The sequence below is a fragment of the Polaromonas sp. genome, from assembly GCF_049790275.1.
Lineage (GTDB): Bacteria > Pseudomonadota > Gammaproteobacteria > Burkholderiales > Burkholderiaceae_C > Polaromonas.
In genome coordinates this window covers 1-24,573 of sequence record NZ_JBAQYR010000116.1, presented here as the reverse complement: position 1 = coordinate 24,573, position 24,573 = coordinate 1, and the positions used below count along the sequence as shown (strand labels likewise).

Genomic DNA, 24,573 nt, shown 5'->3' with positions numbered 1-24,573 from the left:
AACCATGGAGAAAGACATGAAACGTCGAGACATCGTATTGGCTTCCGCCGGCGCTACCCTGAGCGCGCTACCTGCCTGGGCCCAGGCCCCCAGCTTTCCAAAACCGGGAAGCACAATCAAATATGTCGTGCCCTTTGCACCTGGAGGTCTGACGGACGTCATGGCCCGCACCGTGGCGCAAAAACTCACCGAGGCCTGGAAGGTTTCGGTCATCGTGGAAAACAAGGCCGGCGGCAACGCGCAGATTGGTGCCGAGCAGGTGGCCAAATCGACACCCGACGGCAACACCCTGCTGGCCATCACCCTCACGCATGCAGCGAATGTTTCACTGTTTCCGAAAGCGCCTTACAGCCTGACCAGGGACCTGCGCCCCGTCGCGCTGCTGGCTGGCTCACCCATGCTGGTGGTGGTGCCCACGGGCAGCCCGATCAAGGACTTCAGGGACTTGATGGCGATCGCGAAGAGCAAGCAACTCAACGCGGGCTCCAGCGGCAACGGCACGCCGCCGCACCTGACCATGGCGCTGTTCAACGATCTGAACAAAACGCAGATGACGCATATCCCCTACAAGGGTGGTGCGCCCTCCATGACCGACCTGATTGGTGGGCAACTGGATGTTATTTTTTCAAACTTCCCGGAATCGATTGCGCACGTCAAGGGCGGCAAGCTGCGCGCGCTGGCGATATGCGGCCTGAGCCGGCATCCCATGGTGCCCGACGTGCCGACCGCGATGGAATCCGGCATGCCCGGCCTGTATGTTGAAAACTGGACCGCGGCGATGATCCAGGCCCAGACACCGGATGCCATCGTGGACCGTTACTCGCGCGAAATGATCAAGATCATGTTCAGCGCCGAGGTGGAAGAGCGCGCCAAGCAGCAGGGGTTTCGCGTCACGCCAAAGGGTGCTACCGAGTTTGCTGTTTTTCTCAAAAGCGAGATCGAGCGCTGGAGCCGCATCATCCGGACCGCGAAAATCACGGCCACCTGACCGGGAACCGGTTCGCGCTTTTGTACTACTTGCGGGGATGGGGATGCGGTAATTCCCCTGCTTTCGTAAACAACCGCCATCCAGTAAAGTGCTTCGGCAGGGAGTGTTTCGACTCCCATGCCGGAGGCACCATGAACCACACCACCACACCTACTGCTTCTGACGGCACACGCCAGGTTGACCGCCTGCTCGCCCACTACAGCGAGAGCCACCAGAATCCGAAAAACGAACTCATTCATTTCATCGCCATTCCGCTGATCATGCTCAGCCTGCTCGGCATGATGTTGACCCTGCACCCCTACCTGGCCTACGCCTTTATCGCGGCCAGCATGGTGTATTACCTGAGGCTGTCGTTGGTTTTTTTCGGCGCCATGATCCTCTGGTCGGCCATCTTGCTTGCGCTGGTGCATGCCGTGGGCGAGCTTCTGTTGCCGCTCTCGGTCGGTATTTTTGTCGGCGCGTGGATCCTGCAGTTTGTGGGCCACAAGCTGGAAGGCAAAAAACCCTCTTTCTTCGAGGACATCCAGTATCTCTGGGTGGGGCCGCTGTTTGTGCTGAGTAAACTTTTTGTCAAGCTCGGCATCCGATGGTAAATCTGGGCGCACCCGGTTGAATAGGCGGCCTTCGCCCGCAGCTAAGTCGTTCTGACTCTTACGGGAATTGCCACGTGCCCAGCTTCATTAGCCGCGTTTTTCGTTTCATCCTGCGCCTGGTCCTCTGGACTTTCGCCGCGATTTTTGCGGTGAGCCTGCTGTTGGCCAGCCTTATCCTGCTCGCGCTGGGCCTGCTGCGCTCGCTGTTCACCGGCCAGAAACCCAACCCTGTCGTGTTTGGGCGTTTCCAGCGTTTTGCCTCTCAGCCTCCCTGGCCGGGAGCGAGCACGCGCGAAGCCTCATCCACCCGCAGCGGCGATGTCGTGGACGTAGAAGTGCGCGAAATCCGCGACGACAAATCCCGTTCCTGAACATCCGCCGCCGGCGCTTGGTCAGAGCACGCAGTTGCGCCGCTTGGCACGTTCCCCCCATCCCCACACGCAACTTTTACAGGCTCGCCGGCCCTTTTTTGTTTCTTTTCGTATACGATATATCGTCTTCCATTTTTGAAGTCTATATGCTGCCCTGGCTCACCGAATCTTCTGCCGAACGCCTGAACGACGTGCGCGACACCTCGCTGGCCAAGCTCGTGAAAAGCGACATGCTGGCGCTGATCCTGCGCGGCGTACTGGCGCCCGGCCAGCGCATCAACGAGCCCGATGTAGCCGCCCGCCTGGGCGTGTCACGCGTGCCGGTACGTGAAGCCCTGCGCGAGCTGGAAAGTTCCGGTCTCGTGGTGGCACGAAAACATTCGGGCGTGTTTGTACGCCAGCTCGACGCGCCCGAAATTCGCGACCTGTACCAGATGCGCGGCTTGCTGGACGGCTTTGCCGGCCGCCAGGCAGCGCTGCTGCCGGAGGGCCGCATGGCCGCGTTGCTGGCACTGCTTGACGATTCCGTCCATGCCATGACAGACGCCGCCGCCAAACATGAAGTGCAGCGTTATTACGGCGAGAACCTGCGTTTTCACTGGGCCATCATCGAAGCCGCCGGCAACCGGACCCTGACCGAGACCTACCGCGGCATCGTGCAGAAGCTGCATCTGTCGCGCCTGAAAAACCTGTCGCATGACGTCGGCATGCAGGCGTCGATTGCCGAACATGCGGAGATCGTCCAGGCGCTGCGCGAGCGCGACCCGGTGCGCTGCGAAGCGCTGATGGCCCACCACGTCGGCGACGCCTACCTGCGCCTGGTGGATGCCACACCGGCCATGACCGGCACTGCCGCCTGATTTCAGCTTTCCGATCCACAAACATCCACTGGAGACAACCCATGAAACGACGCACCCTGCTTCACGCAGCTCCCGCCCTGCTGGGCGCACCCGGCCTGCTGCTGGCCCAAACCGGCTTTCCGGCCAAACCGATACGCTACATCGTGCCGGTGTCTGCCGGCGGCGGCAGCGACATGGTGGGCCGCACCCTGACCGAACGCTGGGGCGCCCTGCTCAAACAAAGCTTCATCGTTGACAACCAGAGCGGCGGCGGCGGCGTGATCGCCTGCCAGGCCACCGCCCGCGCCGCGCCCGACGGCTACACCCTGCTGCAGGGTTATGTGGCCACCCACGGCACCAGCCCGGCCACACGCAAGCTGCCGTACGACGCCATCAAGGACTTCACGCCCATCGGCATGATCGGCGGCACGCCGAATGTGCTGGTGGTTAACGCCGCCCTGCCGGTCAGCAACGTCAGGGAGTTCATCGACTACCTGAAGAAAAACCCCGGCAAGGTCAGCTACGGCTCGGCCGGCGCCGGCTCGCTGACCCACCTGACCATGGAGCTGTTCAAGCAGCAGGTCAACTCCTTCATGGTGCACATTCCCTACCGCGGCATTGCACCGGCCTTCACCGACCTCATCGGCGGGCAGACCCAAGCCATGTTCCCCGGCTTGGCCGCGGCGGTGCCGCACATCCGCTCCGGCCGCGTGCGGCCGCTGGCCGTGACCGGCCTGCAGCGCCACCCGCAGTTCAAGGATGTGCCGACGCTGGACGAGTCCGGTTTCAAGGGTTTTGACGCCCAGCAGTGGTACGGCGTGGTCGGCCCCGCCGGCATGCCGGCCGCGATTGTCAAACAGCTCAACGAAACTCTGGCCACCGTGCTCAAGGCGCCCGACCTGCGCGAAAAGCTCTCGGTGGAAGCGGTCGAGCCCATTGTCATGACACCCGAACAGTTCGGCACGTTCATGCGCGCCGACATTGCCCGCTGGACCAAACTCGCGCGCGAGCGGGGCATCCAGCTCGACAGCTGAGTCCCATATATAAAAAATGCCTGTAGCCCTTATACAGCGGGCGCAAGCAGCTCCTTTATTGATAGCATCTATCGCTTTTTTCACCCTCTGGCAGTCTGCTGCCGAAAGACACCATGGCCCGCAATACCCAGGTCGCCGCCGACCACAACGCTCCCCCCGTCACCCAGATCCTGGCGCAGCATGTTGCCACCCACCCATCGCGCGGATGGAGTGATGCCGTCGATCACGAAGCGCACCGCACCTTCATGAACTGGCTGGGTTGTGCAGTCGGAGCCGCCCGCCATGAGGCTGCCGACGCAGCGCTGGCCGCGGTGCAGGTGCTGCAGCCCGCGGCCCAGGCCAGCGTGCTGGGCCGCGCGGAAAAAGTCGACATGGCGAGCGCCGCTCTGATCAACGGCATCACCTCGCACACCTTCGACTTCGACGACACGCACCTGAAAACCATCATCCACCCGGCGGGTCCGGTCGCCAGTGCCGTACTGGCGCTGGCCGAACACAGCGGCGCGTCCGGTCGTGATGTGATCGACGCGCTGGTGCTGGGCATCGACGTGTCCTGCCGCGTCGGCAACGCGATGTACCCCGAGCATTACGATCGCGGCTGGCACATCACCGGCTCCACCGGCACGCTGGGCGCCGCAGCGGCCTGCGCGCGCCTGCTCAAGCTCGACGTAAACACAACCGCGATGGCGCTCGGCATCGCCGCCTCGCAGCCCGTCGGCATGCGCGAACAGTTCGGCACCATGACCAAGCCCTTCCACCCCGGCGGCGCAGCCCGCGCCGGCCTGATGTCGACCCTGCTCGCGCAGCACGGCTACACCGCCAGCCCGAAAGCGCTGGAGGCGCCGCGCGGCATGATGCAGACGGTCTCGACGAAGAACGACTGGAACGAGATCACCGGCGAGCTGGGCCGGCGTTTCGAAATATCGTTCAACAGCTACAAGCCCTTTGCCTGCGGCATCGTGATCCACCCCAGCATCGACGCCTGCGCCCAGCTGCGCACCCAGGGTGTCACGCCAGCGCAGGTGGAACGCATCGAGCTCAAGGTGCATTCGCTGGTGCTGGAACTCACCGGCAAGAAGGAACCCGTGGATGGCCTGCAGGCCAAGTTCAGCGTTTACCACGGCTGCGCCGCGGGCCTGAGCTTCGGGCGCGCCGCCGAGGAAGAATTCTCCGACGAGGTGGTAAACCGCGCCGACATGGTGGCGCTTCGCCGCAAGGTGGTGGCCACGGTGGACGACTCCATCGATGAAGCCAGTGCCGACGTCACTGCCGTGCTCACCAACGGCCGCCGCGTCCACGTGTTTGTCGAACACGCCATCGGCTCGCTGCAGAACCCGATGACGGATGCCATGCTGGAAGCCAAGTTCCATGGCCTGTCGGATGCGGTGCTGGGCGCCGCCAGAACCGCGGAGCTCATCCAGGCCTGTTGGACGGTCGGCAAGGCCGCAGATCTGCGGACACTGACGGCGCTGGCACGGCCATGAGCAAAGCCAGGCCTCGCATCGTCGTCCTCGACGACACGGAACGCGCGCTGCGGCGCCTGGCCAACTGGGGCGGCATTGACGCCCAGGCCGAGGTCACCGTCCACCACGCGCCGCTGGCCAGCGCGGCGCTGGTCGATGCGCTGAAGGATGCCGACGCCATCGTGCTGATGCGCGACCGCACGCCCTTTGACGCCGGCCTGCTGGCCCGGCTGCCGAAACTGCGCTACCTGGTTTTCACCGGCACCCGCAATGCCAGGCTGGACCTGGCGGCACTGGCTGCGCGCGGCATTCCGGTCAGCTGCACCGAGTTCGGGCCCTCGAAAGACAGCACCTGCGAACTGACCTGGACCGCCATCCTCGCCGCCACCAAGCAGCTGGACAGCCACATCGCCAGGCTCAGGGCCGGCCAGTGGCGAAGCGACGCCGCCCTGCCCCTGCCCGGCGCGCTGGCAGGCCAGCGTCTGGGCCTGATAGGCCTGGGCGAAATTGGCGGTCGCGTCGCTAAAGTCGGCAAGGCGCTCGGGATGGACGTCGTGGCCTGGAGCCCGCGCATGACGGCCGAACGCGCCGCCGAACAAGGCGTCGGCTTTCTGCCGCTGGAGGAGCTGCTGGCCACCTCGCGCGTGGTCAGCCTGCACCTGGTCGTGCTGCCCACGACCCGGCACCTGATGAATGCCGAATGCCTGGGCCTGATGCAGCCCGGCAGCCTGCTGGTCAATACCTCCCGCTCGGAGCTGATCGACACCCCGGCCCTGGTCCAGGCCCTGAAGCTGGGCCGGCCCGGATTTGCCGCGCTGGACGTGTTCGACACGGAGCCGCTGCCGCTGGACGATCCGCTGCGCAAACTACCCAATGTCCTGCTGACGCCGCATCTGGGGTTTGTCACCGAACCGGTGTTCCGGCGTTTTGCCGAAGGGGTCACGGAGTGCCTGCAGGCCTGGCTGGCCGGGCAGGCGCTGGTCCGGCCTGTGGTGCCAGCGGCCTGAAGCGCTTCCGCGGCTGCCCAGCTGCAGAGTCCCCAGACCGCTACTGAAACCATAGCTATCAGCGCCCGTCAGCATTGCTCTAAATCGCTATTTGACCCTGTTCTTTTGATTTTCAGGCGCTGACCTGGACCGGGCAAGCCCGCCTGCACCACGCAATCATGGGTTTTTGACGCCCTCGCTCCCCGCTTTTGACCTACAGCGCCTGTTGAACTAAAGCGCAGAATGGGACACAAACTAGGGTAATTACCAATTAGCCGTACCCTATCAAAGTCATTGAACTTATTGCTTAGCACTCTCTCCAACAGAGTGCTAATATTTGACTTCAGAAAAGGAGTTTTGCTCTATGTCCTACGCCCTCTCTCCCAACGTGACACCCGCCACCACGGCATTGGCACCCGCCAACCCTTGGTCGCTGCTGCCGCCATTGGGTAATCTGGACGCCTATATTTCGGCGGTCAACCGCCTGCCCATGCTCACACTGGAGCAGGAGCAGGAGTTCGCCCGAAAACTCAAGGACGAGAACGATCTGGATGCTGCCGGTAAGTTAGTGCTCTCTCACTTGCGTCTCGTGGTAGCGACCTCGCGCAAATACCTGGGTTATGGCTTGCCCCACGCCGACCTGATCCAGGAAGGCAATATCGGCCTGATGAAAGCCGTCAAGCGTTTTGACCCGGACCAGGGCGTGCGCCTGGTCAGCTACGCGCTGCACTGGATCAAGGCCGAGATGCACGAGTACATCCTGAAAAACTGGCGCATGGTCAAGGTGGCCACAACCAAGGCGCAGCGCAAACTGTTTTTCAACCTGCGCTCGATGAAACAGGGCTTCAAGGACGACGCCGATGTGGCAACGCACCGCGACACGCTGACCGAAGGCCAGATCGATTCGATGGCCAGGACGCTGAACGTCAAGCGCGAGGAAGTCATCGAGATGGAGCAGCGCATGTCCGGCGGCGACGTGCTGCTGGACCCGAGCCCGAGCGATGATGGCGAAGATGCGTTCGGCCCGATTGCCTACCTGTCGGACGCCACCCAGGAACCGACACAGCTGATGGAGTCGCGCCAGCGCGACTACCTGGCCAGCGACGGCATCACGACTGCTCTGGAAGGCCTGGACGACCGCTCCCGCCGCATCGTCGAAGAGCGCTGGCTCAAGGTGAACGACGACGGTTCAGGCGGCATGACGCTGCATGACCTGGCGGCGGAGTACAAGGTCAGCGCCGAACGCATTCGTCAGATCGAAGTGGCGGCCATGAAAAAAATGAAAAAGGTCCTCGCGGCCTACGCCTGACGACTTGACGGCAATGCCGCGAAAGCGGCTGTTGCCCAAAGCCTGCATACGACCATCGTGTGCAGGCTTTTTTTTGCCTTCCGTCTGCGGTCACACGGGCAGAGGAGTGCTGCTTCAGTTGTTCTTGGTCAGCAGGCGGATGTCGGAAGCCAGCGCGGGAGCGCCGCTGCCGTAGCGGCTGTACAGGCGGACCCGGCCCTGCGGGTCGAAGATATAGCTGCCGGCCGAATGGTCCAGCGTGTAGCTGCCAGCGGTTTTGCCATCCACCTTCTTGTAGAAAATCTTGAAGTCCCGCGCCACCTGCGGCAGCTTGTCGAGATCGGGGCGAAGCGCGAGGAAGGTCGGGTCAAAGTTGCCCATGTAGGCCTTGAGCACTTCCTGCGTGTCGCGCTCGGGGTCCAGCGTGACGAACAGGCCCTGCAGCCGCTCGCCGTCGGCGCCCAGTATTTTTTTGACCTCCGCAAGTTCGGCCATCGAGGTGGGGCAGACGTCCGGGCACTGGGTATAACCGAAAAACACCACCACCACCTTGCCCTGGAAGTCCTTGATGCTGCGCATCTGGCCGTTGTGGTCGACCAGCGCAAAGTCGCGCGCGTAGTCGGCGCCGGTGATGTCGATGCTGGCGAACTGCGGTTTCTCTCCGGAGCATGCACTCAAAAGGCCTGCCACCACCGCCAGCAAAGCGCTACCAGCTATCAATCTAAGAGTATTCCGCTTGCCGGAGGATGCGTGGAAAGTGTTCATACGAGGTAATGGTCCAGCAGCAGTGCTGCAAACAAGACAGACAGGTGGATCAGCGAGAAGCGGAAGGTCTTGCGCGCCAGGGCGTCGGAATAGTTGCGCCACAGGCGCCAGCCGTACCAGCTGAAACCCACGCTCAGGCCAATCGCCACCGCCAGGTAAAGCCAGCCGCTCATCTTGAACACAAAAGGCATCAGGCAGGCGGCAAACAGCACCAGTGTGTACAGAAACACCTGCAGGCGCGTGAACGCATTGCCGTGCGTCACCGGCAACATGGGCAGGCCGGACTTGCGGTAGTCCTCCACCCGATACAGCGCCAGCGCCCAGAAATGCGGCGGCGTCCAGAGGAAGATGATCAGGAAAAGAATCAGCGCCTCCGGACTGACGCTGCCGGTCATGGCGGCCCAGCCCAGCACGGGCGGCATGGCACCCGAAGCGCCGCCAATCACGATGTTCTGCGGCGTCAGCGGTTTGAGAATCACGGTGTAGACCACCGCGTAACCGACGAAGGTGGCGAAGGTCAGCCACATGGTCAGGGGGTTGACCCAGACATAGAGAATCCAGGAACCGAGCGCACAGAGCACGGCCGAAAAGGTCAGCGTCAACCCGTTGCTGATCTGCCCCTGCGCCGTGGCACGCCAGGCGGTGCGTTTCATCTTCGAGTCAATCTGCTGCTCGACCAGGCAGTTGAAGGCTGCCGCCGCGCCTGCCACCAGCCAGATGCCGGCGCAGGCCACGATGGCCAGCTTCACATCGGCCCAGCCTGGCACGCCGGGCACCGCCAGCACCATCCCGATCAGCGCGCAGAACACAATCAGCTGCACCACACGCGGTTTGGTCAGCGCGTAGAACTGCGCAAATTTGGAAGGCACAAAGGGAGTAGCCGCCACGGAGGCGGAAGAGTCAGAGGGATTCATGGGATGGAAGCCCTCAATTTTGACGCACTTGCCGGTACCGGCGCACGATGGCTGGAAAAAAGAGTGCCGGTCAGTACCACCACCAGGGCAGCAGCGCCGCCGGTGTGTGCGACAGCCGCCGCCATCGGCCAGCCCAGCACAACGTTGCTCAGGCCGGTCGCAAATTGCCACAGCGCCAGCGCCCCCATCCACCACCCATGGGAGCGCATGCCGGGAACATGGCGCAACCGGGCAGCCAACAGCAGCAGCGCAGCAAACACCACATAGGCGGTAAGCCGGTGCACGTAGTGGATGGCCGTCAGGGCCTGGAAGCTGATGTTGTTGCCGTCCAGCCCCGCGCCCAGCGCCCGCCAGAAAGTGAAACCTTCCCTGAAGTCCATGGCTGGCCAGAAGCTGCCCTGGCAGGCCGGAAAATCCGTGCAGGCCAGCACCGCATAGTTGGTGCTGACCCAGCCACCCAGCGCGACCTGTAGCCACAACAAGGCAAAAGCGATCACCAGCAGCAGCCAGGTGCTTACGGACAAGGGAACCGGCAAGGACTCCCCTTGCGCCTGCGCATAACGCACGGCTTGGGCGCGCAGCAAGGTGAGCAGGACCAGCCCACCCAGCAGATGCAGGGTGACGATCAGCGGAAACAGTTTCATCGTCACGGTCAGCGCGCCAAACGCGCCCTGGATGCAGACCCAGACCAGGGTCGCCGTGGGCCACCACGCTGAAAGAATGCTTCCGTTCTGCTGCCCCTTGCGACGGCTCAGCCAGGTGGCTACGGCCAGCGTCAGGATCAACACGCCCACAGCGGTCGCCAGGTAGCGGTGAATCATTTCCACCCAGGCCTTGGAATGCGTGACCGGTCCGCTGGGCATGGCGGCCTGCGCAGCGCTGATGGGCTGGCTGGCACCGACCGGGCTGGCATGGCCGTAACAACCAGGCCAGTCAGGACAGCCCAGACCCGAATCCGTCAGCCGCGTGAAGGCGCCGAACAGCACCAGGTCGAAGGTTAAAAACAGCGTGAGCAATGTCAGTATGCGCAAGCGCCGCGCCATGGGCTGGTTTTTGTTGCGCAGCCAGACCCAGGCCAGCGGGCCCAGCGCCAGCACCAGGCCCATGCCCATCAGGCGCAGCGCCGGACTGAGGTTATAGAGGTCTTGCGTTTCCATTTACTGGTTGCCTCGCGCGGTCAGGCACCCCGGCTGTTCAGACCAGCCGGGGCCGCGGGTCCGGCTCCGCCGGGCCGCAGGCGCAGCGCCCCCTCGGGGGGCAGAGAGCGACACGAAGTGCGCGAACGTGGGGGCCATCATCTGCCGGCCCTGTCCCAGGAACTCGAAGCACGCATCAAGCGCTCCAGGTCACGCTTGGCTTTGGCGGCACCAGCGGCATCCATGCGGGCAGGAAAACGCATCATCCAGTTGCCGAGCGGATCGACCACATACAAATGGTCTGCCAGCACCTGGCCGGGGGCAGCCTGCAGCCACTGCTCCAGTCCAGCTACGCGCAGGACGGTGGCGTCCTGCAGCGCAGCTTCGAGCGCATCAGGAATGGCGGCTTCATCGCTGACCAGCCAGACACGGTCCAGCCGGTCTTTTTCGCGGCCCAGCGACTCGCGCAGCTGGCGCTGGAAATAAAGATGCTGCTGACAAACGCCATCGCAGGCACCGCCGGCCACACTGACCAGCAGCCACTGGCCCTTGAGCGCCGCCAACTCGACATGGCGGCCATCAGGTGCCACAGCAGCCAGTGCCGGCAAAGGTCGCTGGGGGTCCATCAACTCGCCGTAATTGCGCCGGCCTTCGGGACGGACCACGTAATAGGTGAAGTAGGAGGCGACCACCGGCGCTGCGCAGACCAGCAGCACGGCCAGCATTTTCAAGCGGCCCGCCCGGGTGTCCGGGACCCGCGCAGCAGCGGCCGCGTCAAGTTGTGGCATGGCGTGCACGGTCAGGCCCAGAGGCTGGTCCTGACCAGCTGTTGCGGCGTGGCCGGCTGAAGACGGCAGGGAAGAATCGGACTGTGGATGTTGCACGTTGAAATCGCCGTTCAGGAATGGGGACGAGATGGGGGCTGCTTCTTGCGGCTTGGGGAAATCAGCTGGAACCAGGCATACAGCCCCAGGACCAGGGCACACAAGCCGAACCACTGGAAGGCATAACCGTAATGTTTGTCGACACCCAGTGTGGGCTCCGGCCAGTCACGCAACATGCCCTCACTGGCCGGCCCTGTCTGCAGCAGTGATGCAGGCAACAGGGGCTGACCGATTTCAGCGCTGAAGGCAACGACGTCGAGATTTTGCCGGATGCGGCCGCTTTGCACGCCTGCGAACTCGTATAGCTTGGACGGCGGCGGGGCCATGCGGCCAGCAACTCGGACCAGGCCGGGCGGCGTTGAAACCGCAGGCAGGCGGGTCCGGTCATTGAAGTCCCGCGGAATCCAGCCGCGCTGCACGAGCAGCCACGGTCGGCCGCCCTCCAGCGCCAGCGGCGTCACCACCCAAAAACCGGGTTTGCCGCCCATGGGGCGATTGTCCAGGTAGACGGTGTGCGCCTCCTGCCAGACACCTTGCAGCGAGGCTTGCCGGTGCGTTACATCAGCTATGTTTTTTGCAGCAAAAAGTGCACGGTTATCAAGGGCAGGAAGCCTTTTTTGCTCAGTGATCGCAGCTTGCAGCGCGATCTTGTCGGCGGCCCGGCGCCACTGCCATTGCCCGAGGGAAAAGGTCAGGCCAGCCATCAGGACGGCGGCCAGGGTCACCACCCAAAAACGGAGCCTGGGCAGGGCTGGGCTCATGCGCGGATAATCCTGATCATGACTTACCTTGTAGCAATCGCGTTTTTGATCATCATTGCCAGCCTTGGATCAGCGCTGTTTTTCATGCTGAAAGGCGGCAGCAGCAAAGCGAAAAGCGGCAACATGGCGCGCGCACTGGCCTTTCGCGTCGGCTTTTCAATTGTGCTGTTTGTCTGCATCCTGATCGCCTGGAAAATGGGCTATATCCAGCCTACCGGCATTGCGGCAGGCAAATAAAAGAACAAAAGACAAAGGCCGCGGATGGCGGCCTTTGCTTTCTCGCCGCCTGCAGCAGCGCAACTCCCGTCACACCTGTCTGGCGGCGGGCGCCTCAGAGCCAATAGACCAGGACGTACAGGCCCAGCCACACCACGTCCACAAAGTGCCAATACCAGGCAGCACCTTCAAACCCGAAGTGACGCTCCGCCGTGAAGTGTCCTTTTTGCAAGCGCAGTGTGATGAACAGCAGCATCAGCATGCCGACAAAGACGTGGAAGCCGTGGAAGCCCGTCAGCATGAAAAAGGTCGAACCGTACACGCCGGATGAAAGCTTCAGGTTCATCTCGTGGTAGGCATGAAAGTACTCATAGCCCTGCACAAGCAGAAAGACCACGCCGAGCGCAACCGTCGTCCACATGAAGGCGATGGTGCGGGCACGTTTTCCATCGATGAGTGCATGATGGGCGATGGTGATGGTGACGCCGGAGCTTAGCAGCAGCGCCGTGTTGACCGTCGGCAAGGAGCCCATGATACTGGCCCAGATTCCTCCACCTATCATCAGCGGCTTCATCGGCGTGAACGGTTCGATGATGCCGGCCGGCGACGCAGTGACGCCGGCTGCAACGCTGGGCCAGACCGCCTTGAAGTCGGGCCAGAGCAAGGCATTTTCCAGGCTGCCCAATTCCGGCACTGAATGCACTCGCGCCCACCACAGGGCCGTGAAAAAGGCACCGAAAAACATGACTTCCGAGAAAATGAACCAGCTCATGCTCCAGCGGTAGGACAAGTCCACCTTGTGCCCGTAAAGTCCCCCCTCGCTTTCGCTTACCGCAGCACTGAACCAGAAGAACAGCACAGCCAGCCACCAGGCCATGCCGAAAGCCAGGGAGTAAGCACCCCAGCCTGCGCCGTTGATCCACTGACCTCCGCCAAAAAAGACGAAAAACAGGCCGATGGCCGCCATCACCGGATAGGCCGAGGGCGCCGGGACGAAGTAATACGGGGTTCCTGCATGCGCTGCTGAAGACATTTCCAACTCCTGTTTCGCTAAATTCTAGTATTCAAAAAATCAATGGCCTGAAGCACGCCGCGGCTACTTGCCCACCACCCAGGTGGCCAGAAGAATCAGACAGCCGACAAAAACAAGCACCCCGACCAGCGCCGCAATGACAATGTGCACCGGGTTGAGTTGCTCGACGTCTTTTTCGTACTCGCCCCGGCTGCGCAACCCGACGAACGACCAGCTCACCGCCTTGATGGTGCGCCAGATCGAACCTTTGCGTTGCGTCACCGGTGTGCTCATACGCCCGATTCCAGTCGCTGCACGGCCAGATCAACCGCGGCCACCGGACCTGCAGCGGGAGCGGCCGGCGTTTTGCCACCCACTTCAAAAAATGTATAGGACAGTGTGATGGTGCTGACGTCTTTGGACAGCTTGGGGTCGATGACAAAGGCCACCGGCCACTGTTTTTTCTCCCCCGGGGCCAGGGTGTACTGGCTGAAACAGAAACACTCGAGCTTGTTGAAATGCGCACCAGCCTGGACCGGCGCGTAGCTCGGTATCGCCTGGGCCGACATGGTGCGGCTCTGCACATTCTGGAACTCGTACATCACCGTTGCCAGCTCACCAGGATGCACCTGAAGGGAACGCACTGCCGGCTTGAACATCCAGGGCCCGCGCGCGTTGGCATCGAACTCGACGGTGATGCTGCGGCTGGTATCAACCTGCGTGTTGGCCGACATTTTCGGTGTTGCACCAGGAATCTGCCGGTCACCCAGCGCCAGGATGTTGATGCCGGTCATTTCGCAGATGGTTTTGTAAATGGGTACCAGCGCATAACCGAAGGCAAACATGCCGAGCACAATCACGCCCAGCTTGCCCACCATGCGGAAATTTTCGCGCTTCAGACCCATGCCTCAGCCCTTGCCGAAAAAAACCAGCTTGGCCATGAAACCGAGAAAAAACACGATGGCAATCGAGGCGAGGATCAGCCCCAACCGCAAATTGTTCTTTTTCTGTTCAGGTGTCATGGCGCGCAAGCTGCTTGCCTGAAAACTCAGTAACCCACGACCTTGGTCGCGGTAGCGTCCAAGCGGGGAGGTGTTTCAAATGTGTGGAAGGGGGCGGGAGACGCCACTTCCCACTCCAGGCCTTCAGCGCCCGCGCCATCAGGGTCGTTCCAGGGGCGCTGTGGCGCTTTTTCACCTTTGCCGCGCATCGTCGGCAGGACCACGAAGAAGAAGAAATAAACCTGGGCAAAGCCAAAGAAAAAGGCTCCCACACTGGCAATCGCATTGAAGTCGGCAAACTGCATCGGGTAGTCGGCATAACGGCGCGGCATGCCGGCCAGGCCGAGGAAGTGCATCGGGAAGAAGGTCACGTTGAAGGAAATCAGCGACCACCAGAAGTGAATCTTGCCGCGGGTTTCGTTGTACATCACGCCGGTCCATTTGGGCGACCAGTAGTAATAGCCGGCAAACAGCGCATAAAGCGAGCCGGCCACCAGCACGTAGTGGAAGTGGGCCACCACGTAGTAGGTGTCCTGCACCTGGATGTCGATCGGCGCAACCGCCAGGATCAGGCCGGTGAAACCGCCCATGGTGAACACGAAAATGAAACCGACGGCAAACAGCATCGGGGTTTCGAAAGTCATCGAGCCCTTCCACATCGTCGCGATCCAGTTGAAGATCTTCACGCCCGTGGGCACGGCGATCAGCATGGTCGAGTACATGAAGAACAGCTGGCCCGTCACCGGCATGCCAGTGGTGAACATGTGGTGCGCCCAGACCACAAAGCTGAGAATGGCGATGGAGCCCGTCGCATACACCATGGAGGCGTAGCCGAACAGGCGTTTGCGGGCAAAGGCCGGGATGATCTGGCTGATGATGCCGAAGGCCGGCAGGATCATGATGTAGACCTCCGGGTGGCCGAAGAACCAGAAGATGTGCTGGAACATCACCGGGTCGCCGCCGCCGGCAGGATTGAAGAAACTGGTGCCGAAGTGGCGGTCGGTCAGTGTCATGGTGATGGCACCGGCCAGCACGGGCATCACGGCGATCAGCAGGTAGGCGGTGATCAGCCAGGTCCAGCAGAACATCGGCATTTTCATCAGCGTCATGCCGGGTGCGCGCATGTTCAGGATGGTCACGATGATGTTGATCGAGCCCATGATGGACGAGGCACCCAGGATGTGCAGCGCAAAAATGCCAGCATCCATGGACGGGCCCATTTGCAACGACAGCGGCGCATACAGCGTCCAGCCACCGGCGGGCGCACCACCTGGCATGAAGAAGGAGCCGACGATCATCAGGCCGGCGGGAATCAGCAACCAGAAGCTGAAGTTGTTCATGCGGGCAAAAGCCATGTCGGCCGCGCCGATCTGAAGCGGGATCATCCAGTTCGCAAAACCGACAAAGGCCGGCATGATGGCGCCGAACACCATGATCAGGCCGTGCATGGTGGTCAGCTGGTTGAACAGTTCCGGATTGACCAGTTGCAGGCCGGGCTGGAACAGCTCGGCGCGGATCATCAAGGCCAGTACACCGCCCACCATCAGCATGGTGAAGCTGAACAGCAGGTACAGCGTGCCGATGTCCTTGTGGTTGGTTGCAAACACCCAGCGGCGCCAGCCCGTCGGGGCATGGCTGTGGTCATCATGCGCGTGATCGTGATGGTCTAGAACTGCACTCATCTTGGCTTCCTTTGGTGGCTTGTGCCTGTAGCTTTGTCTTTGCGGCAGGCCCGGAGGGCCTTGTCGGCTGTACTTGAAATCTGCGAGGGTCCGGCTGTAGACGGCCTATTTCCGCGCGGCCAGCACTTCAGAAGGCTGGACGAGCTGGCCGGTCTGGTTGGACCAGTTGTTCTTTGTATAGGTGACCACCGCAGCCAGGTCGGTGTCGCTGAGCGCTTTCCACGAAGGCATCGCCCCCCCGGCCGCACCGTTCAGCAGAACCTGGATCTGCTTGCCATGATCCTTGTCCATCACGATGGCCGAGCCGTCCAGCGGTTTGATCGGGCCTGCGCCCTTGCCGTTGGCCTGGTGGCAGGCTGCACAGTTTGCTGCATAGACCTTCTCGCCACGGGCCTTCAGCTCGGGCAGCACCCACACCTTGGAAGGATCGTCGGCCTTGGCAGCGGCTTCCTTGACCTTCACGCCAACCCACTTGGCATAGTCTTCGCTGGAAACAACCTTCACATGGATGGGCATGTAGGCGTGCTCCTTGCCGCACAGCTCTGCACACTGGCCGTAGTAGTCGCCGATTTTCTCGGGACGGAACCAGGTATCGCGCACGAACCCCGGAATGGCATCCTGCTTGATGCCGAAGGCCGGCACCATGAAAGCATGGATCACGTCATTGGCCGTGGTGATGATGCGGATCTTGCGGTCGACAGGCACCACCAGCGGGTTGTCCACCTTCAGCAGGTAGTCGTCCGGCGCTTCACCCTTGGCCGGGCCGCCGTTGCTGGACATTTCACGCTGGGTGCTGTCCAGGGTCGAGACAAAAGCGATGCCTTCGCCCTCGCCCTTGATGTAGTCATAGCCCCACTTCCACTGCATGCCGGTGGCCTTGATGGTCAGGTCGGCGCCGGTAGTGTCCTTGGATGCCACCAGCACCTTGGTGGCCGGCAAGGCCATCAGGATCACGATGACGAAGGGAACGATGGTCCAGATGATCTCGACCGTGGCGGACTCGTGGAAATTGGCCGATTTATGGCCGACGGACTTGCGGTGCTTCCAGATGGAATAAAACATCACACCGAACACCGCCAGGAAAATGACCAAGCAGATGATCATCATGAACCAGTGCAGCCAGTGCTGCTCTTCGGCTATCTTGGTCACGGCCGGGTGCAAATTGAGCTGGTTGACGGCCGGCCCGCCGGGCAGGTCATTGACCGCGTAGGCTGCGGTACTGATCCAGGCGGCCAGCAGGGCCGTGACGGCAGCCAGCTTGCGATTCGCTTGCAGGACCAGGGATGTCAAAACTGCGCCTGCGTGCTTCATGCCTGACCCTATTGTTGTGCGTACGTTCATCGTGATCACTATTAATGCCTCAATTACCGACTGATTAAGCAGCTGATTATAAAGTCAGCCCCGACGACGCCCGGGCGACCCCCGACCCGGTACCCCGCCATCCAGCGCGACTCAAGCGTCACGCAAAGCGTGACGAAGCTCCCGCGCCAGCGCGGGCCGCAACTCCGGACGCACATGCCGCCCTACCCTGACCGACCGGCCCTGGCCCGATACCTCGATCAGCGAGCCGTCTCCGTTCCTGGGTTCGACACGAACCCATTCGCGGTTGAACTCTGCCCGCTCAAGACGCCCCGCGCTCTCCAGCTCCACCACCAGTCGCTGTCCCTGCAGCACAATGCGTTCGCCATCCGTGGCATGCCGGGCATAGACCCAGAACGCAGCACCCACCGCCAGGAGTTCGAGCCACGCAAAAAACATCACCATTTTTGCGCCCTGCGACCAGAAGAAGCCCGCGATGCCCAGAGAAACCAGGCACAGCGAGACATACAGCCACAGCAGTTGAGCCGGCGTCACCGAACAATTGCGCTTGAGCAGCCATTGCACAGCCTGCTGGCCCTGGCCACCTTGGCCTGACGCAGTGAAACGGAATGCGGGGTTGGTGTGCGACACGAAGCAACGCTCAAAAAATTGCCGCCGGTCATACGCTTTCGGCGGCTTGTTGCGCGGGAACATACCCAAAATTCGACTCTGGATTGTAGCCGGGTTTACCCCGTGCGAAGCCATGCGGAGAGCCCTGCCCCGGCTTGCCCGCAGGCCTCAGGAACTGCCGCGCGACCCTTGCAGCATGGCGCGCATGTCCTGGACCGACACCGCGCTTTGCGCGCTGACCCTGATTTTCGGCGGCGCCTTGAGCGCGTGGCCGTAGATGACCTCGAAGGTCAGCGTGAACCGGCCGTCGGCCTGACGCGGCAACTGTTGCGCCAGCGTCTCCAGCAGTTGCGCCTGCCACTTGCGGCCGCGCAGGGCAGGGAAACGTCCGGGATGAAAGTTGCGGCCCAGCTCGCGCAACTCCTGCAGCATGCGTTGCGGCGTCTCGTAGGTCAGTGTGATGCGCTCCATGTCCATCACCGGTTCGGCAAAGCCGGTTTGCACCAGCATGTCGCCCCAGTCATGCATGTCGGTCAGCTCATGGCCGGCCGGCGGCCAGCCCAGCGCCTGGTAGATTGCGCGCAGTTCGCGCGCGCTGTCGGGCCCGAGACTGGAGAACATCAGGAAGCCGCCGACACGCAGCGCCTCGTGCCAGCGCGCCAGCAAGGCTTGCGGATCGGCAGCTTCGTGAAGTGCCATGTTGGCCCACAGCATGTCAACGCCGGCCGCGGGCGGTGCCTCAAAACGCGGGGCCGGCGTGGTCCAGCGTTTCGGGTTCCACCAGGGAATTGCTATGTTTTTAATAGCCATCTGCGCATGCCCTGCATGGGTTTCAGCCACAAAACACTCTGCATTCGAATATTTTTCAGCCAGCTGGCGATGCGCCTGCAGGCCACCGCGCACGGCCCCCCAATGAGCCCAGGCCTGCGGCTTGAGCTTGATCCACTGCAGCCTGTCCAGCATGCGTTGCGCCACTTCCTCGTGCAGCCACGGCGATACCGCCGGCGCCACGCGCTGCCAGCGGGCAACAGCGATCGGATCCAGGGTAGGCGGGCGGTCGTTGGGCATGATGAAGAGTGAAGAAGGAGAGCGCCTGGGAGCCTGTCGGGCTTGGGGCGTCGAAAGCGAAAATCGGCCCCGGCGAGGACAGTTTTTGCCGGATTTGCAGGCCCATAGCCCAGCTATGGGACAAAAAGACGGTGAAAAATGGACCGCTGCGGCCGGGTTGCAGCCGACGACTCCCAAGTCCAACAGGCTCCTAGTATATTGACATGATGTCGCTGCGCTTGCTCCACCCGGCCTCTTCCATGCTGCAAAACCTGGCCAGCCAGTGCGCGGTATGCCACAGCTGGCCGGCACGCCGCATCTGCGCGCCGTGTGTCGCGCGCTTTGCCAAGCCCCTGGCGCGCTGCAGCACGTGTGCGCTGGGTCTGTCCACCGGCCTGGACCAGTGCGCCGCGTGTGTCCGCCGGCCACCACCGCTGCACGCGTGTTTCGCCGCCGTACCTTATGCCTATCCCTGGTCAGAACTGATGGCAGACTACAAATTCGGCCATGACCCGGCCTGGGCGGCGCTGTTTGCGGGCCTGCTGATGCGGACACCTGGTGTCGCTGAAAACCTGGCTGCACTGCGGGCAGATGACTGGCTGCTGCCTCTGCCGCTGTCGGCAGAGCGGCTGGAAGCCCGCGGATTCAACCAGTCCTGGGAACTGGGGAAGGCGCTGGGCCGCCAAAGCGGGACATCGGCCGCCGTCGACGCCCGGCTGCTGCTGCGCATCAAGAATACGCCGCCCCAGTCCCAGCTCAAACGCGAAGCGCGGCTCCGGAATGTCAGAGGCGCATTTGTGGTGGAACCCCTGCGCGTGTCAGAGCTGAAAGGCCGCCGCGTGCTGCTGGTCGACGATGTGATGACCAGCGGTGCCTCGCTGTTTTCCGCTGCGCAGGCCTTGCTGGATGCGGGTGCCGCACGGGTGACCGGTGTGGTGTTCGCACGTACGGAGAATTAGAGCCCCCACGGTCGCTCACTTCGTGTGGCTTCCTGCACCTTGCAGGCCGCCGCTCGCCGGAGGCTTCGCTTCTTATGCCTGTCCAAACCTGCTCAAGCAGGTTCGGAGCCGCAGGCACCAGCCCCGAGGGGGCCGCTGCGCCTGCGGACTGGCAAAGGCAGATCCGCGGCCCCTGCTTGATTGAAGAGCCCCCACGCTTGTCGCTTCGCGTACTGCGCTGCCCCCCGAGGGGGCGCTGCGCCTGCGGCCCGGCAGAGCCGGTTCCGCGGCCCTGGCTGGCCTGAGTCAAAGCCCGCGACGCATCATGGGACCAACGACAATCGGACCATGTTCAATATCGTTCTGGTCGAGCCCGAGATCCCGCCCAACACCGGCAATGTCATCCGGCTGGCCGCCAACACCGGCTGTCGCCTGCACCTGGTGGAGCCGCTGGGGTTTTCGATGGATGACAAACACATGCGGCGCGCCGGGCTGGACTACCACGAGTACGCCGAGCTCAAGTGCCACACCAGCTGGCAGGCTTTTCTGGACACCGAGCAGCCGGATCCGGAGCGGCTGTTCGCCCTGACCACCCGCGGAACAAAACTTGTGCACGACGCGCAGTTTGCTCCCGGTGACTGGCTGGTGTTTGGTGCGGAAACCCGGGGCCTGGCCCCTGAGCTGCGCGAGACGTTTGCACCGGCACAGCGCCTGAAACTGCCCATGCTGGCCGGCCAGCGCAGCCTGAACCTGTCAAACGCGGTGGCTGTGACGGTGTTTGAGGCCTGGCGGCAAAACCACTTCGCCCAGGCGTCTGGTTAGCCGGCACCGTTCTCAGCGCCGGAGGGCCAGGTGCGCTCGGCTTCAGCGGCTTTCAGCCGGGTCTGCTCGATCAGGAACTCCATGAACGCCCGAGCCCGGGCCGGCACGTATTTGCGGCTGGGCAGGGCTGCATACAGCGTGAAACGACCGGTGATCCAGGGCGCGAGCACGCGCCGTAGCTGCCCATCGCGCAGGTAGTTGGCCACCAGGTCCAGCGGCTGTGCACTGATGCCGGTGCCGTCCAGCGTAGCGCGCAGCAGGGTGTCACTGTGGTTGGCCATCATCACCGGCTTGATTTCGACCGAGACCTCCCGGTCGGCCTCCTGCGGGTTGATCAGGCGCCATTCACGCTGGCGGATTCCCGCCTGGCTGAGCCGCAGGAGTGCATGTTTTTCCAGGTCCTCGGGCTGGCGCGGCGTGCCGGCGCTGCGCAAATAGCGCGGCGAGGCGCATAGCAGCCCTTCCGAGACAATCACCGGCCGCGCCACGACATTGGCGTCATAGAGCCGGCCGGCCCCCAGAATCGTCAAGTCATAGTCTTCGATCGGCGGCACCAGCGGCGAATCCACCGTGATGTCGAGCACCACCTTGGGATAACGGCGCCGGAATTCGGCCACCAGCGGGGCGATGATGTGCACAGCCATCACCGGCTGGGTATGGATGCGCAGCAGACCGGCCAGCTCGTCCGTCTGCTGCCGCGTCGAAGCCTCGGCCTGGTCCACATCATTGAGGATGTGCCGCACACGGTGCAGGTAGGACTGCCCGGCCTCGGTCAGCGACAGCTTGCGGGTGGTCCGCTGCAGCAACCGGGCGCCCAAGTGCTGTTCCAGATCCGTGATCAGCCGGGTCATCGCAGCAGCCGACATGTCCATCGTCCTGGCCGCAGCGGCGAAGCCGCCATCGTCCACCACCTGCTGGAAAGCGCGCATCGATAAAAGTCGGTCCATAGGGTAATTACCTAAGAAATCAAGCCCTCATTGTTCCATAAACAGCAATGCCCAATTGATGGATATGCTGTTTTTCTTCATCCATGGCAATAGTACAGTTCAATCCATCGATGAGCCGAAACCAATAAACGACTCACCGAGGCTGGACAGACGGGATCAATGAGGCCCGCCATGCCCGGAAATGTTTATTAACCCTTTCAAGGAAATTTCATCATGAACGCATCCAAATTCTTCGCTGTTGCCGCTCTTGCCACTGTTGCCTCTTTCGGCGCCCACGCCGACGAGGCTGACGGTTCGCAATTTGCCGTCCAGTTCAATTCGACCCGCTCCGTGGCCGAAGTGCGGGCCGAAGCCACCGCCAAGGTGACAAACCACAGCCAGGAGCCTGCAGGCTCCCGTGTTCTGGCCAGCGCACCGTCCACGATCGAGCGCGCTGCAGTGCGTGCGCAGGCAGCTGAAGCCGTCCGCCTGGGTCAACTCCCGCGCGGCGAAGCCAGCTACATGTAATTTGAGCCGGCTGGCCGGGTTGCTCCCGGCCGCGCAAGACGCCCAAAAACCGTCCGGATTCTGTCCGGGCGGTTTTTTTATTCCGCAACGTGTGTGGTTTGCGAATCAACCTTCTTCGGGGAGGGGAAAAGCTTGTCCAGAACCAAGGGTAAACCCTATAATTGACAGGCGCCAGCGCTGAAGACCGAGATCCGGCCCTTCACGTTCTCTTTTTCCTTCGGTCCACAAGGCCGCAAGAACCCCGATTCTCATGGCCTTTCCTTCCATTTTTGCAATGTTCAAGCATGTGCCTGCCGCCCCGCTTTCCCCGGGCCGTTTGCCACTTGAGCAAATCCGCCAGCAACTGCATGGAGCCTTGCATGACTGCACAGGCATGGACACGCAGCGCGTGACCTACAAAATCGACCTGGCCGTCACGCCGGCGGACCTATGGCTGTTGCGCAGTGATCTGCACCAGTGCATTTCACGGACACATGACCAGGCGGAGGCGGCCCGGCGCATCAATGCGCTGCTGGAAACCTTTTGCGGCTGGATACCGGCGATCCAGTTAAGCCGGATCTAGCTTTAAGTCCAGCAAGAATGCACGGCCAGCCGCCGGGCGGTCAGGGGTAACGCCGGACCAGCGACTCGGCGACGCACACCGGTTTGGCCGCACCTTCGCGCTCGACAGTCACTTCCCAGGCCATCTGCACGCCTTCGTTGTCAATCGGCTCACAGGCCAATAGTTTCATTCGGGCCCGCAACCGGCTGCCAACCGGCACCGGCGCCATGAAACGCACCTTGTTCAGGCCGTAGTTCACGCCCATGCGGCTTTGCACGATTTCGAACGAAGATTCAAAAAACTTCGGCAGCAGCGCCAAGGTCAAAAATCCATGCGCAATCGGCCCGCCGAACGGCCCAGCTTTGGCCTTTTCCGGGTCCACGTGGATCCATTGGTGGTCACCGGTGGCCTCGGCAAAAAGATTGACCTGTGCCTGGGTGATGGTGAGCCAGTCGCTGACGGCGACTTCCTGGCCGACACAGGCCGCCAGTTCGGAAAGGGTCTGGAAGGTTTTCATGCCCAGACTTTAACGTCGCCCGGAAAACCGGCTTGTCCAGCCAGCGACACGGCCGGAGGACCGCTCCGGCGTGGGCGGGAGTGTCCCGTCACTGGTCCAGCCAGCGACAGATGCCCTGCCATTGCTCCAGATCTTTTTCCACCCGGCTCGGTGCCACGTCAAACAAGGTGAGCCCGCGTGCTGCCAGGTGAATGTAGTTCTGTGTGTCACGTACATAACCGAGCACCGGCAGGCCCAGGCTTTCGACGAAACCGCGCAGCTTGTCGGCCGCAATCGTGCGCGCATCGACCCGCATGCCGACAATGCCGACCTGCATCTTGCCGGCGTGACGGTGTTCTGCAAGCTGGTCCAGGAAACTTCGAGTGGCGAAAATATCAAACACACTGGGCTGCAGCGGCACGATCACCTTGTCGGCGAGCTTGAGTACATCGTTAAAGCGCCAGCCATGCAGGCCGGCGGGGGTGTCCAGCACCACATGAGACGCGCCCTTGGGCGGCCTGGCAATCATGTCGGCATTGACCTCCCAGGTCGAAATCGGCCGGGCGCCCGGTGGCCGCAGCCCCAGCCAGAGGCGCGACGACTGCTGGCGGTCCGTGTCCCCGAGCATGACCGTATGGCCCTGGCTGGCGAAATAACCTGCCACATTGGTGGACAGCGTCGTTTTGCCGACGCCCCCTTTCGGATTGGCAATCACAACCACAGGCATACGAAACTCCTGGAATTTTGACGCTATGGTAACGGCTGCCATCCCATAGACCAAACGCAGGCTACACATCCGGGCTGCAGACCAGCCGCCCAAGGACACAGCCAGCACCAGAAAGGTTCCAGCCCGATGCCAATGGCTGGCCATCAAAAAGGCCTTCTACCCTTACTGACCGGGCGCCACCAGCTCCTGTTTTTATAGCATCCGCCAGACAGCAGCCAGGGTCGGACTGCAGCTGCTGCAGTGCCTAGTGGCCTGTAACGCTGAAACCGGAAGTCGCTGCCCACGCGATACGTTGCACGCTCCGGTGTTGCAAATGCGCGCGATGCCTGGGGCATCGCTGTGCTTTGCGCCTTGCATCGCACCCCGTCTCACGCGTTCCTCGCCTCCCATTTCAACGTTACAGGCCACTAGTTGCGCATTTCCTGCGCCTCCTGGCGCAGCTTCTCCATCGCGCGCCGCTCCACGCAGGCCGGATGTTTGCTGAAAGCCGGTTTGGCGCACTGCTCGTTCATGCAGAGCTGGAAACCAAGCAGCACACGGTTTTCACAGGCTTGTTTGGGGTTGGTGGCTGCTGGCGCCGGACCCGCCGCCTCCGACCCAGCCGCAACCGCGGCCGTTTCTGCCGCCGGTTTGGCCGCAACCGGCCTGGCTGCGGCCGGCTTTTCAACCACCGGCACGGCCTGGCG

At 62.4% G+C, this 24,573-nt stretch carries 30 protein-coding genes and 1 pseudogene; 13 read left to right on the top strand and 18 right to left on the bottom strand.

Annotated features, from left to right (window positions below; translation table 11 throughout):
- Nucleotides 1-16 precede the first annotated feature (16 nt).
- The 8 genes from WA904_RS15150 (at nucleotide 17) to rpoH (ending at nucleotide 7,583) form a co-directional block, all read left to right on the top strand.
- Entirely contained in the window at nucleotides 17-988 is a 972-nt protein-coding gene (locus WA904_RS15150; protein ID WP_425197955.1) for a Bug family tripartite tricarboxylate transporter substrate binding protein, read from the top strand.
- A 131-nt stretch (nucleotides 989-1,119) separates the two neighbouring features.
- Nucleotides 1,120-1,581, top strand: a complete 462-nt coding sequence (locus WA904_RS15145; RefSeq protein ID WP_425197954.1) for a DUF962 domain-containing protein — start codon at nucleotides 1,120-1,122, stop codon at nucleotides 1,579-1,581.
- Nucleotides 1,582-1,655: 74 nt separating this feature from the next.
- Complete coding sequence (locus WA904_RS15140) at nucleotides 1,656-1,952, top strand: hypothetical protein (RefSeq protein ID WP_425197953.1); 297 nt, start codon at nucleotides 1,656-1,658, stop codon at nucleotides 1,950-1,952.
- Between the two features lie 146 nt (nucleotides 1,953-2,098).
- Nucleotides 2,099-2,812 carry a GntR family transcriptional regulator gene (locus WA904_RS15135; protein WP_425197952.1) on the top strand — a complete coding sequence of 238 codons (714 nt, stop codon included), beginning with the start codon at nucleotides 2,099-2,101 and terminating at the stop codon, nucleotides 2,810-2,812.
- Nucleotides 2,813-2,853: 41 nt separating this feature from the next.
- Nucleotides 2,854-3,825, top strand: a complete 972-nt coding sequence (locus tag WA904_RS15130) for a Bug family tripartite tricarboxylate transporter substrate binding protein (RefSeq protein ID WP_425197951.1) — start codon at nucleotides 2,854-2,856, stop codon at nucleotides 3,823-3,825.
- Nucleotides 3,826-3,938: 113 nt separating this feature from the next.
- Nucleotides 3,939-5,309 (top strand): MmgE/PrpD family protein, encoded by a 1,371-nt coding sequence (locus tag WA904_RS15125; protein ID WP_425197950.1) that lies wholly within the window; start codon nucleotides 3,939-3,941, stop codon nucleotides 5,307-5,309.
- Nucleotides 5,306-6,295, top strand: a complete 990-nt coding sequence (locus WA904_RS15120) for a D-2-hydroxyacid dehydrogenase family protein (RefSeq protein WP_425197949.1) — start codon at nucleotides 5,306-5,308, stop codon at nucleotides 6,293-6,295. Before WA904_RS15125 ends, WA904_RS15120 begins: the two co-directional genes overlap by 4 nt.
- A gap of 343 nt (nucleotides 6,296-6,638) precedes the next feature.
- Entirely contained in the window at nucleotides 6,639-7,583 is a 945-nt protein-coding gene (gene rpoH / locus WA904_RS15115; protein ID WP_425197948.1) for an RNA polymerase sigma factor RpoH, read from the top strand.
- Nucleotides 7,584-7,697: 114 nt separating this feature from the next.
- On the opposite strand, the gene WA904_RS15110 is transcribed toward rpoH, so the two are convergent.
- From WA904_RS15110 to WA904_RS15090, 5 genes are all read right to left on the bottom strand, one after another.
- On the bottom strand, nucleotides 7,698-8,327 hold the full coding sequence (locus tag WA904_RS15110) for an SCO family protein (protein ID WP_425197947.1): 630 nt from the start codon (nucleotides 8,325-8,327) through the stop codon (nucleotides 7,698-7,700).
- Nucleotides 8,324-9,241: a heme o synthase gene (gene cyoE / locus WA904_RS15105; protein ID WP_425197946.1), complete on the bottom strand. Its 918-nt coding sequence runs from the start codon at nucleotides 9,239-9,241 to the stop codon at nucleotides 8,324-8,326. The genes WA904_RS15110 and cyoE overlap by 4 nt, the downstream gene beginning before the upstream one ends.
- Nucleotides 9,238-10,398 (bottom strand): COX15/CtaA family protein, encoded by a 1,161-nt coding sequence (locus WA904_RS15100; RefSeq protein ID WP_425197945.1) that lies wholly within the window; start codon nucleotides 10,396-10,398, stop codon nucleotides 9,238-9,240. The genes cyoE and WA904_RS15100 overlap by 4 nt, the downstream gene beginning before the upstream one ends.
- A 137-nt stretch (nucleotides 10,399-10,535) precedes the next feature.
- On the bottom strand, nucleotides 10,536-11,165 hold the full coding sequence (locus WA904_RS15095; protein WP_425197990.1) for a hypothetical protein: 630 nt from the start codon (nucleotides 11,163-11,165) through the stop codon (nucleotides 10,536-10,538).
- Between the two features lie 110 nt (nucleotides 11,166-11,275).
- Nucleotides 11,276-12,022: an SURF1 family protein gene (locus tag WA904_RS15090; RefSeq protein WP_425197944.1), complete on the bottom strand. Its 747-nt coding sequence runs from the start codon at nucleotides 12,020-12,022 to the stop codon at nucleotides 11,276-11,278.
- 18 nt (nucleotides 12,023-12,040) lie between these two features.
- On the opposite strand from WA904_RS15090, the gene WA904_RS15085 reads away from it, so the two are divergent.
- On the top strand, nucleotides 12,041-12,259 hold the full coding sequence (locus tag WA904_RS15085; RefSeq protein WP_425197943.1) for a twin transmembrane helix small protein: 219 nt from the start codon (nucleotides 12,041-12,043) through the stop codon (nucleotides 12,257-12,259).
- A 94-nt stretch (nucleotides 12,260-12,353) separates the two neighbouring features.
- Here WA904_RS15085 and WA904_RS15080 read toward each other — a convergent pair whose 3' ends face one another.
- From WA904_RS15080 to WA904_RS15045, 8 genes are all read right to left on the bottom strand, one after another.
- The gene (locus WA904_RS15080) at nucleotides 12,354-13,271 is read right to left on the bottom strand and encodes a cytochrome c oxidase subunit 3 (RefSeq protein WP_425197942.1); all 918 of its coding nucleotides are present in this window, start codon (nucleotides 13,269-13,271) and stop codon (nucleotides 12,354-12,356) included.
- A 63-nt stretch (nucleotides 13,272-13,334) separates the two neighbouring features.
- The gene (locus WA904_RS15075; protein WP_425197941.1) at nucleotides 13,335-13,544 is read right to left on the bottom strand and encodes a DUF2970 domain-containing protein; all 210 of its coding nucleotides are present in this window, start codon (nucleotides 13,542-13,544) and stop codon (nucleotides 13,335-13,337) included.
- A complete protein-coding gene (locus WA904_RS15070; RefSeq protein ID WP_425197940.1) occupies nucleotides 13,541-14,155 on the bottom strand; it encodes a cytochrome c oxidase assembly protein in 615 nt (204 codons plus the stop codon). The genes WA904_RS15075 and WA904_RS15070 overlap by 4 nt, the downstream gene beginning before the upstream one ends.
- Nucleotides 14,156-14,158: 3 nt before the next feature.
- Nucleotides 14,159-14,272, bottom strand: coding sequence for a cytochrome oxidase small assembly protein (locus WA904_RS15065; protein WP_348070369.1), 114 nt, complete (start codon nucleotides 14,270-14,272; stop codon nucleotides 14,159-14,161).
- A gap of 26 nt (nucleotides 14,273-14,298) precedes the next feature.
- Nucleotides 14,299-15,933 (bottom strand): cytochrome c oxidase subunit I, encoded by a 1,635-nt coding sequence (gene ctaD, locus WA904_RS15060; RefSeq protein WP_425197939.1) that lies wholly within the window; start codon nucleotides 15,931-15,933, stop codon nucleotides 14,299-14,301.
- Nucleotides 15,934-16,038: 105 nt separating this feature from the next.
- Nucleotides 16,039-17,244 carry a cytochrome c oxidase subunit II gene (gene coxB, locus WA904_RS15055; protein WP_425197938.1) on the bottom strand — a complete coding sequence of 402 codons (1,206 nt, stop codon included), beginning with the start codon at nucleotides 17,242-17,244 and terminating at the stop codon, nucleotides 16,039-16,041.
- A gap of 141 nt (nucleotides 17,245-17,385) precedes the next feature.
- Nucleotides 17,386-17,883 carry a DUF2244 domain-containing protein gene (locus WA904_RS15050; protein WP_425197937.1) on the bottom strand — a complete coding sequence of 166 codons (498 nt, stop codon included), beginning with the start codon at nucleotides 17,881-17,883 and terminating at the stop codon, nucleotides 17,386-17,388.
- Nucleotides 17,884-18,030: 147 nt separating this feature from the next.
- Nucleotides 18,031-18,930, bottom strand: a complete 900-nt coding sequence (locus WA904_RS15045) for a biotin synthase (protein WP_425197936.1) — start codon at nucleotides 18,928-18,930, stop codon at nucleotides 18,031-18,033.
- 203 nt (nucleotides 18,931-19,133) lie between these two features.
- Between WA904_RS15045 and WA904_RS15040 the strand changes: the two genes are divergently transcribed.
- Together WA904_RS15040 and trmL are read left to right on the top strand one after the other, a co-directional pair.
- A complete protein-coding gene (locus WA904_RS15040) occupies nucleotides 19,134-19,868 on the top strand; it encodes a ComF family protein (protein ID WP_425197935.1) in 735 nt (244 codons plus the stop codon).
- 327 nt (nucleotides 19,869-20,195) lie between these two features.
- On the top strand, nucleotides 20,196-20,669 hold the full coding sequence (trmL, locus tag WA904_RS15035) for a tRNA (uridine(34)/cytosine(34)/5-carboxymethylaminomethyluridine(34)-2'-O)-methyltransferase TrmL (RefSeq protein ID WP_425197934.1): 474 nt from the start codon (nucleotides 20,196-20,198) through the stop codon (nucleotides 20,667-20,669).
- Here trmL and WA904_RS15030 read toward each other — a convergent pair.
- Complete coding sequence (locus WA904_RS15030) at nucleotides 20,666-21,616, bottom strand: LysR family transcriptional regulator (protein WP_425197933.1); 951 nt, start codon at nucleotides 21,614-21,616, stop codon at nucleotides 20,666-20,668. The two genes, trmL and WA904_RS15030, sit on opposite strands and share 4 nt — an antisense overlap.
- A 213-nt stretch (nucleotides 21,617-21,829) precedes the next feature.
- Between WA904_RS15030 and WA904_RS15025 the strand changes: the two genes are divergently transcribed.
- The gene (locus tag WA904_RS15025) at nucleotides 21,830-22,123 is read left to right on the top strand and encodes a DUF4148 domain-containing protein (RefSeq protein ID WP_425197932.1); all 294 of its coding nucleotides are present in this window, start codon (nucleotides 21,830-21,832) and stop codon (nucleotides 22,121-22,123) included.
- Between the two features lie 105 nt (nucleotides 22,124-22,228).
- On the opposite strand, the gene WA904_RS15020 is transcribed toward WA904_RS15025, so the two are convergent.
- Nucleotides 22,229-22,405: a hypothetical protein gene (locus WA904_RS15020; protein ID WP_425197931.1), complete on the bottom strand. Its 177-nt coding sequence runs from the start codon at nucleotides 22,403-22,405 to the stop codon at nucleotides 22,229-22,231.
- Nucleotides 22,406-22,496: 91 nt separating this feature from the next.
- Here WA904_RS15020 and WA904_RS15015 point away from each other — a divergent pair, with 91 nt between their 5' ends.
- Nucleotides 22,497-22,685 (top strand): hypothetical protein, encoded by a 189-nt coding sequence (locus WA904_RS15015; protein WP_425197930.1) that lies wholly within the window; start codon nucleotides 22,497-22,499, stop codon nucleotides 22,683-22,685.
- Nucleotides 22,686-22,725: 40 nt separating this feature from the next.
- Here WA904_RS15015 and WA904_RS15010 read toward each other — a convergent pair whose 3' ends face one another.
- From WA904_RS15010 to WA904_RS15000, 3 genes and pseudogenes are all read right to left on the bottom strand, one after another.
- The gene (locus tag WA904_RS15010) at nucleotides 22,726-23,181 is read right to left on the bottom strand and encodes a MaoC family dehydratase (RefSeq protein ID WP_425197929.1); all 456 of its coding nucleotides are present in this window, start codon (nucleotides 23,179-23,181) and stop codon (nucleotides 22,726-22,728) included.
- 88 nt (nucleotides 23,182-23,269) lie between these two features.
- Nucleotides 23,270-23,887, bottom strand: coding sequence for an AAA family ATPase (locus tag WA904_RS15005; RefSeq protein WP_425197928.1), 618 nt, complete (start codon nucleotides 23,885-23,887; stop codon nucleotides 23,270-23,272).
- 407 nt (nucleotides 23,888-24,294) lie between these two features.
- Nucleotides 24,295-24,573: pseudogene (locus WA904_RS15000) on the bottom strand (serine/threonine protein kinase); the annotation flags it as partial.

Excerpts from the sequence above, each read along its gene's own strand:
- WA904_RS15065 (WP_348070369.1), bottom strand. The coding sequence starts at position 14,272 with ATGACACCTGAACAGAAAAAGAACAATTTGCGGTTGGGGCTGATCCTC.
- rpoH (WP_425197948.1), top strand. The coding sequence starts at position 6,639 with ATGTCCTACGCCCTCTCTCCCAACGTGACACCCGCCACCACGGCATTG.
- WA904_RS15085 (WP_425197943.1), top strand. The coding sequence starts at position 12,041 with ATGACTTACCTTGTAGCAATCGCGTTTTTGATCATCATTGCCAGCCTT.
- WA904_RS15070 (WP_425197940.1), bottom strand. The coding sequence starts at position 14,155 with ATGGGTCTGAAGCGCGAAAATTTCCGCATGGTGGGCAAGCTGGGCGTG.
- WA904_RS15100 (WP_425197945.1), bottom strand. The coding sequence starts at position 10,398 with ATGGAAACGCAAGACCTCTATAACCTCAGTCCGGCGCTGCGCCTGATG.
- WA904_RS15015 (WP_425197930.1), top strand. The coding sequence starts at position 22,497 with ATGGACACGCAGCGCGTGACCTACAAAATCGACCTGGCCGTCACGCCG.
- WA904_RS15090 (WP_425197944.1), bottom strand. The coding sequence starts at position 12,022 with ATGAGCCCAGCCCTGCCCAGGCTCCGTTTTTGGGTGGTGACCCTGGCC.
- WA904_RS15080 (WP_425197942.1), bottom strand. The coding sequence starts at position 13,271 with ATGTCTTCAGCAGCGCATGCAGGAACCCCGTATTACTTCGTCCCGGCG.
- WA904_RS15095 (WP_425197990.1), bottom strand. The coding sequence starts at position 11,165 with ATGCCACAACTTGACGCGGCCGCTGCTGCGCGGGTCCCGGACACCCGG.
- WA904_RS15040 (WP_425197935.1), top strand. The coding sequence starts at position 19,134 with ATGATGTCGCTGCGCTTGCTCCACCCGGCCTCTTCCATGCTGCAAAAC.
- WA904_RS15135 (WP_425197952.1), top strand. The coding sequence starts at position 2,099 with ATGCTGCCCTGGCTCACCGAATCTTCTGCCGAACGCCTGAACGACGTG.
- WA904_RS15005 (WP_425197928.1), bottom strand. The coding sequence starts at position 23,887 with ATGCCTGTGGTTGTGATTGCCAATCCGAAAGGGGGCGTCGGCAAAACG.
- WA904_RS15010 (WP_425197929.1), bottom strand. The coding sequence starts at position 23,181 with ATGAAAACCTTCCAGACCCTTTCCGAACTGGCGGCCTGTGTCGGCCAG.
- WA904_RS15025 (WP_425197932.1), top strand. The coding sequence starts at position 21,830 with ATGAACGCATCCAAATTCTTCGCTGTTGCCGCTCTTGCCACTGTTGCC.
- WA904_RS15145 (WP_425197954.1), top strand. The coding sequence starts at position 1,120 with ATGAACCACACCACCACACCTACTGCTTCTGACGGCACACGCCAGGTT.
- cyoE (WP_425197946.1), bottom strand. The coding sequence starts at position 9,241 with ATGAATCCCTCTGACTCTTCCGCCTCCGTGGCGGCTACTCCCTTTGTG.
- ctaD (WP_425197939.1), bottom strand. The coding sequence starts at position 15,933 with ATGAGTGCAGTTCTAGACCATCACGATCACGCGCATGATGACCACAGC.
- coxB (WP_425197938.1), bottom strand. The coding sequence starts at position 17,244 with ATGAAGCACGCAGGCGCAGTTTTGACATCCCTGGTCCTGCAAGCGAAT.
- WA904_RS15120 (WP_425197949.1), top strand. The coding sequence starts at position 5,306 with ATGAGCAAAGCCAGGCCTCGCATCGTCGTCCTCGACGACACGGAACGC.
- WA904_RS15130 (WP_425197951.1), top strand. The coding sequence starts at position 2,854 with ATGAAACGACGCACCCTGCTTCACGCAGCTCCCGCCCTGCTGGGCGCA.
- WA904_RS15075 (WP_425197941.1), bottom strand. The coding sequence starts at position 13,544 with ATGAGCACACCGGTGACGCAACGCAAAGGTTCGATCTGGCGCACCATC.
- WA904_RS15125 (WP_425197950.1), top strand. The coding sequence starts at position 3,939 with ATGGCCCGCAATACCCAGGTCGCCGCCGACCACAACGCTCCCCCCGTC.
- trmL (WP_425197934.1), top strand. The coding sequence starts at position 20,196 with ATGTTCAATATCGTTCTGGTCGAGCCCGAGATCCCGCCCAACACCGGC.
- WA904_RS15030 (WP_425197933.1), bottom strand. The coding sequence starts at position 21,616 with ATGGACCGACTTTTATCGATGCGCGCTTTCCAGCAGGTGGTGGACGAT.
- WA904_RS15150 (WP_425197955.1), top strand. The coding sequence starts at position 17 with ATGAAACGTCGAGACATCGTATTGGCTTCCGCCGGCGCTACCCTGAGC.
- WA904_RS15045 (WP_425197936.1), bottom strand. The coding sequence starts at position 18,930 with ATGCCCAACGACCGCCCGCCTACCCTGGATCCGATCGCTGTTGCCCGC.
- WA904_RS15110 (WP_425197947.1), bottom strand. The coding sequence starts at position 8,327 with ATGAACACTTTCCACGCATCCTCCGGCAAGCGGAATACTCTTAGATTG.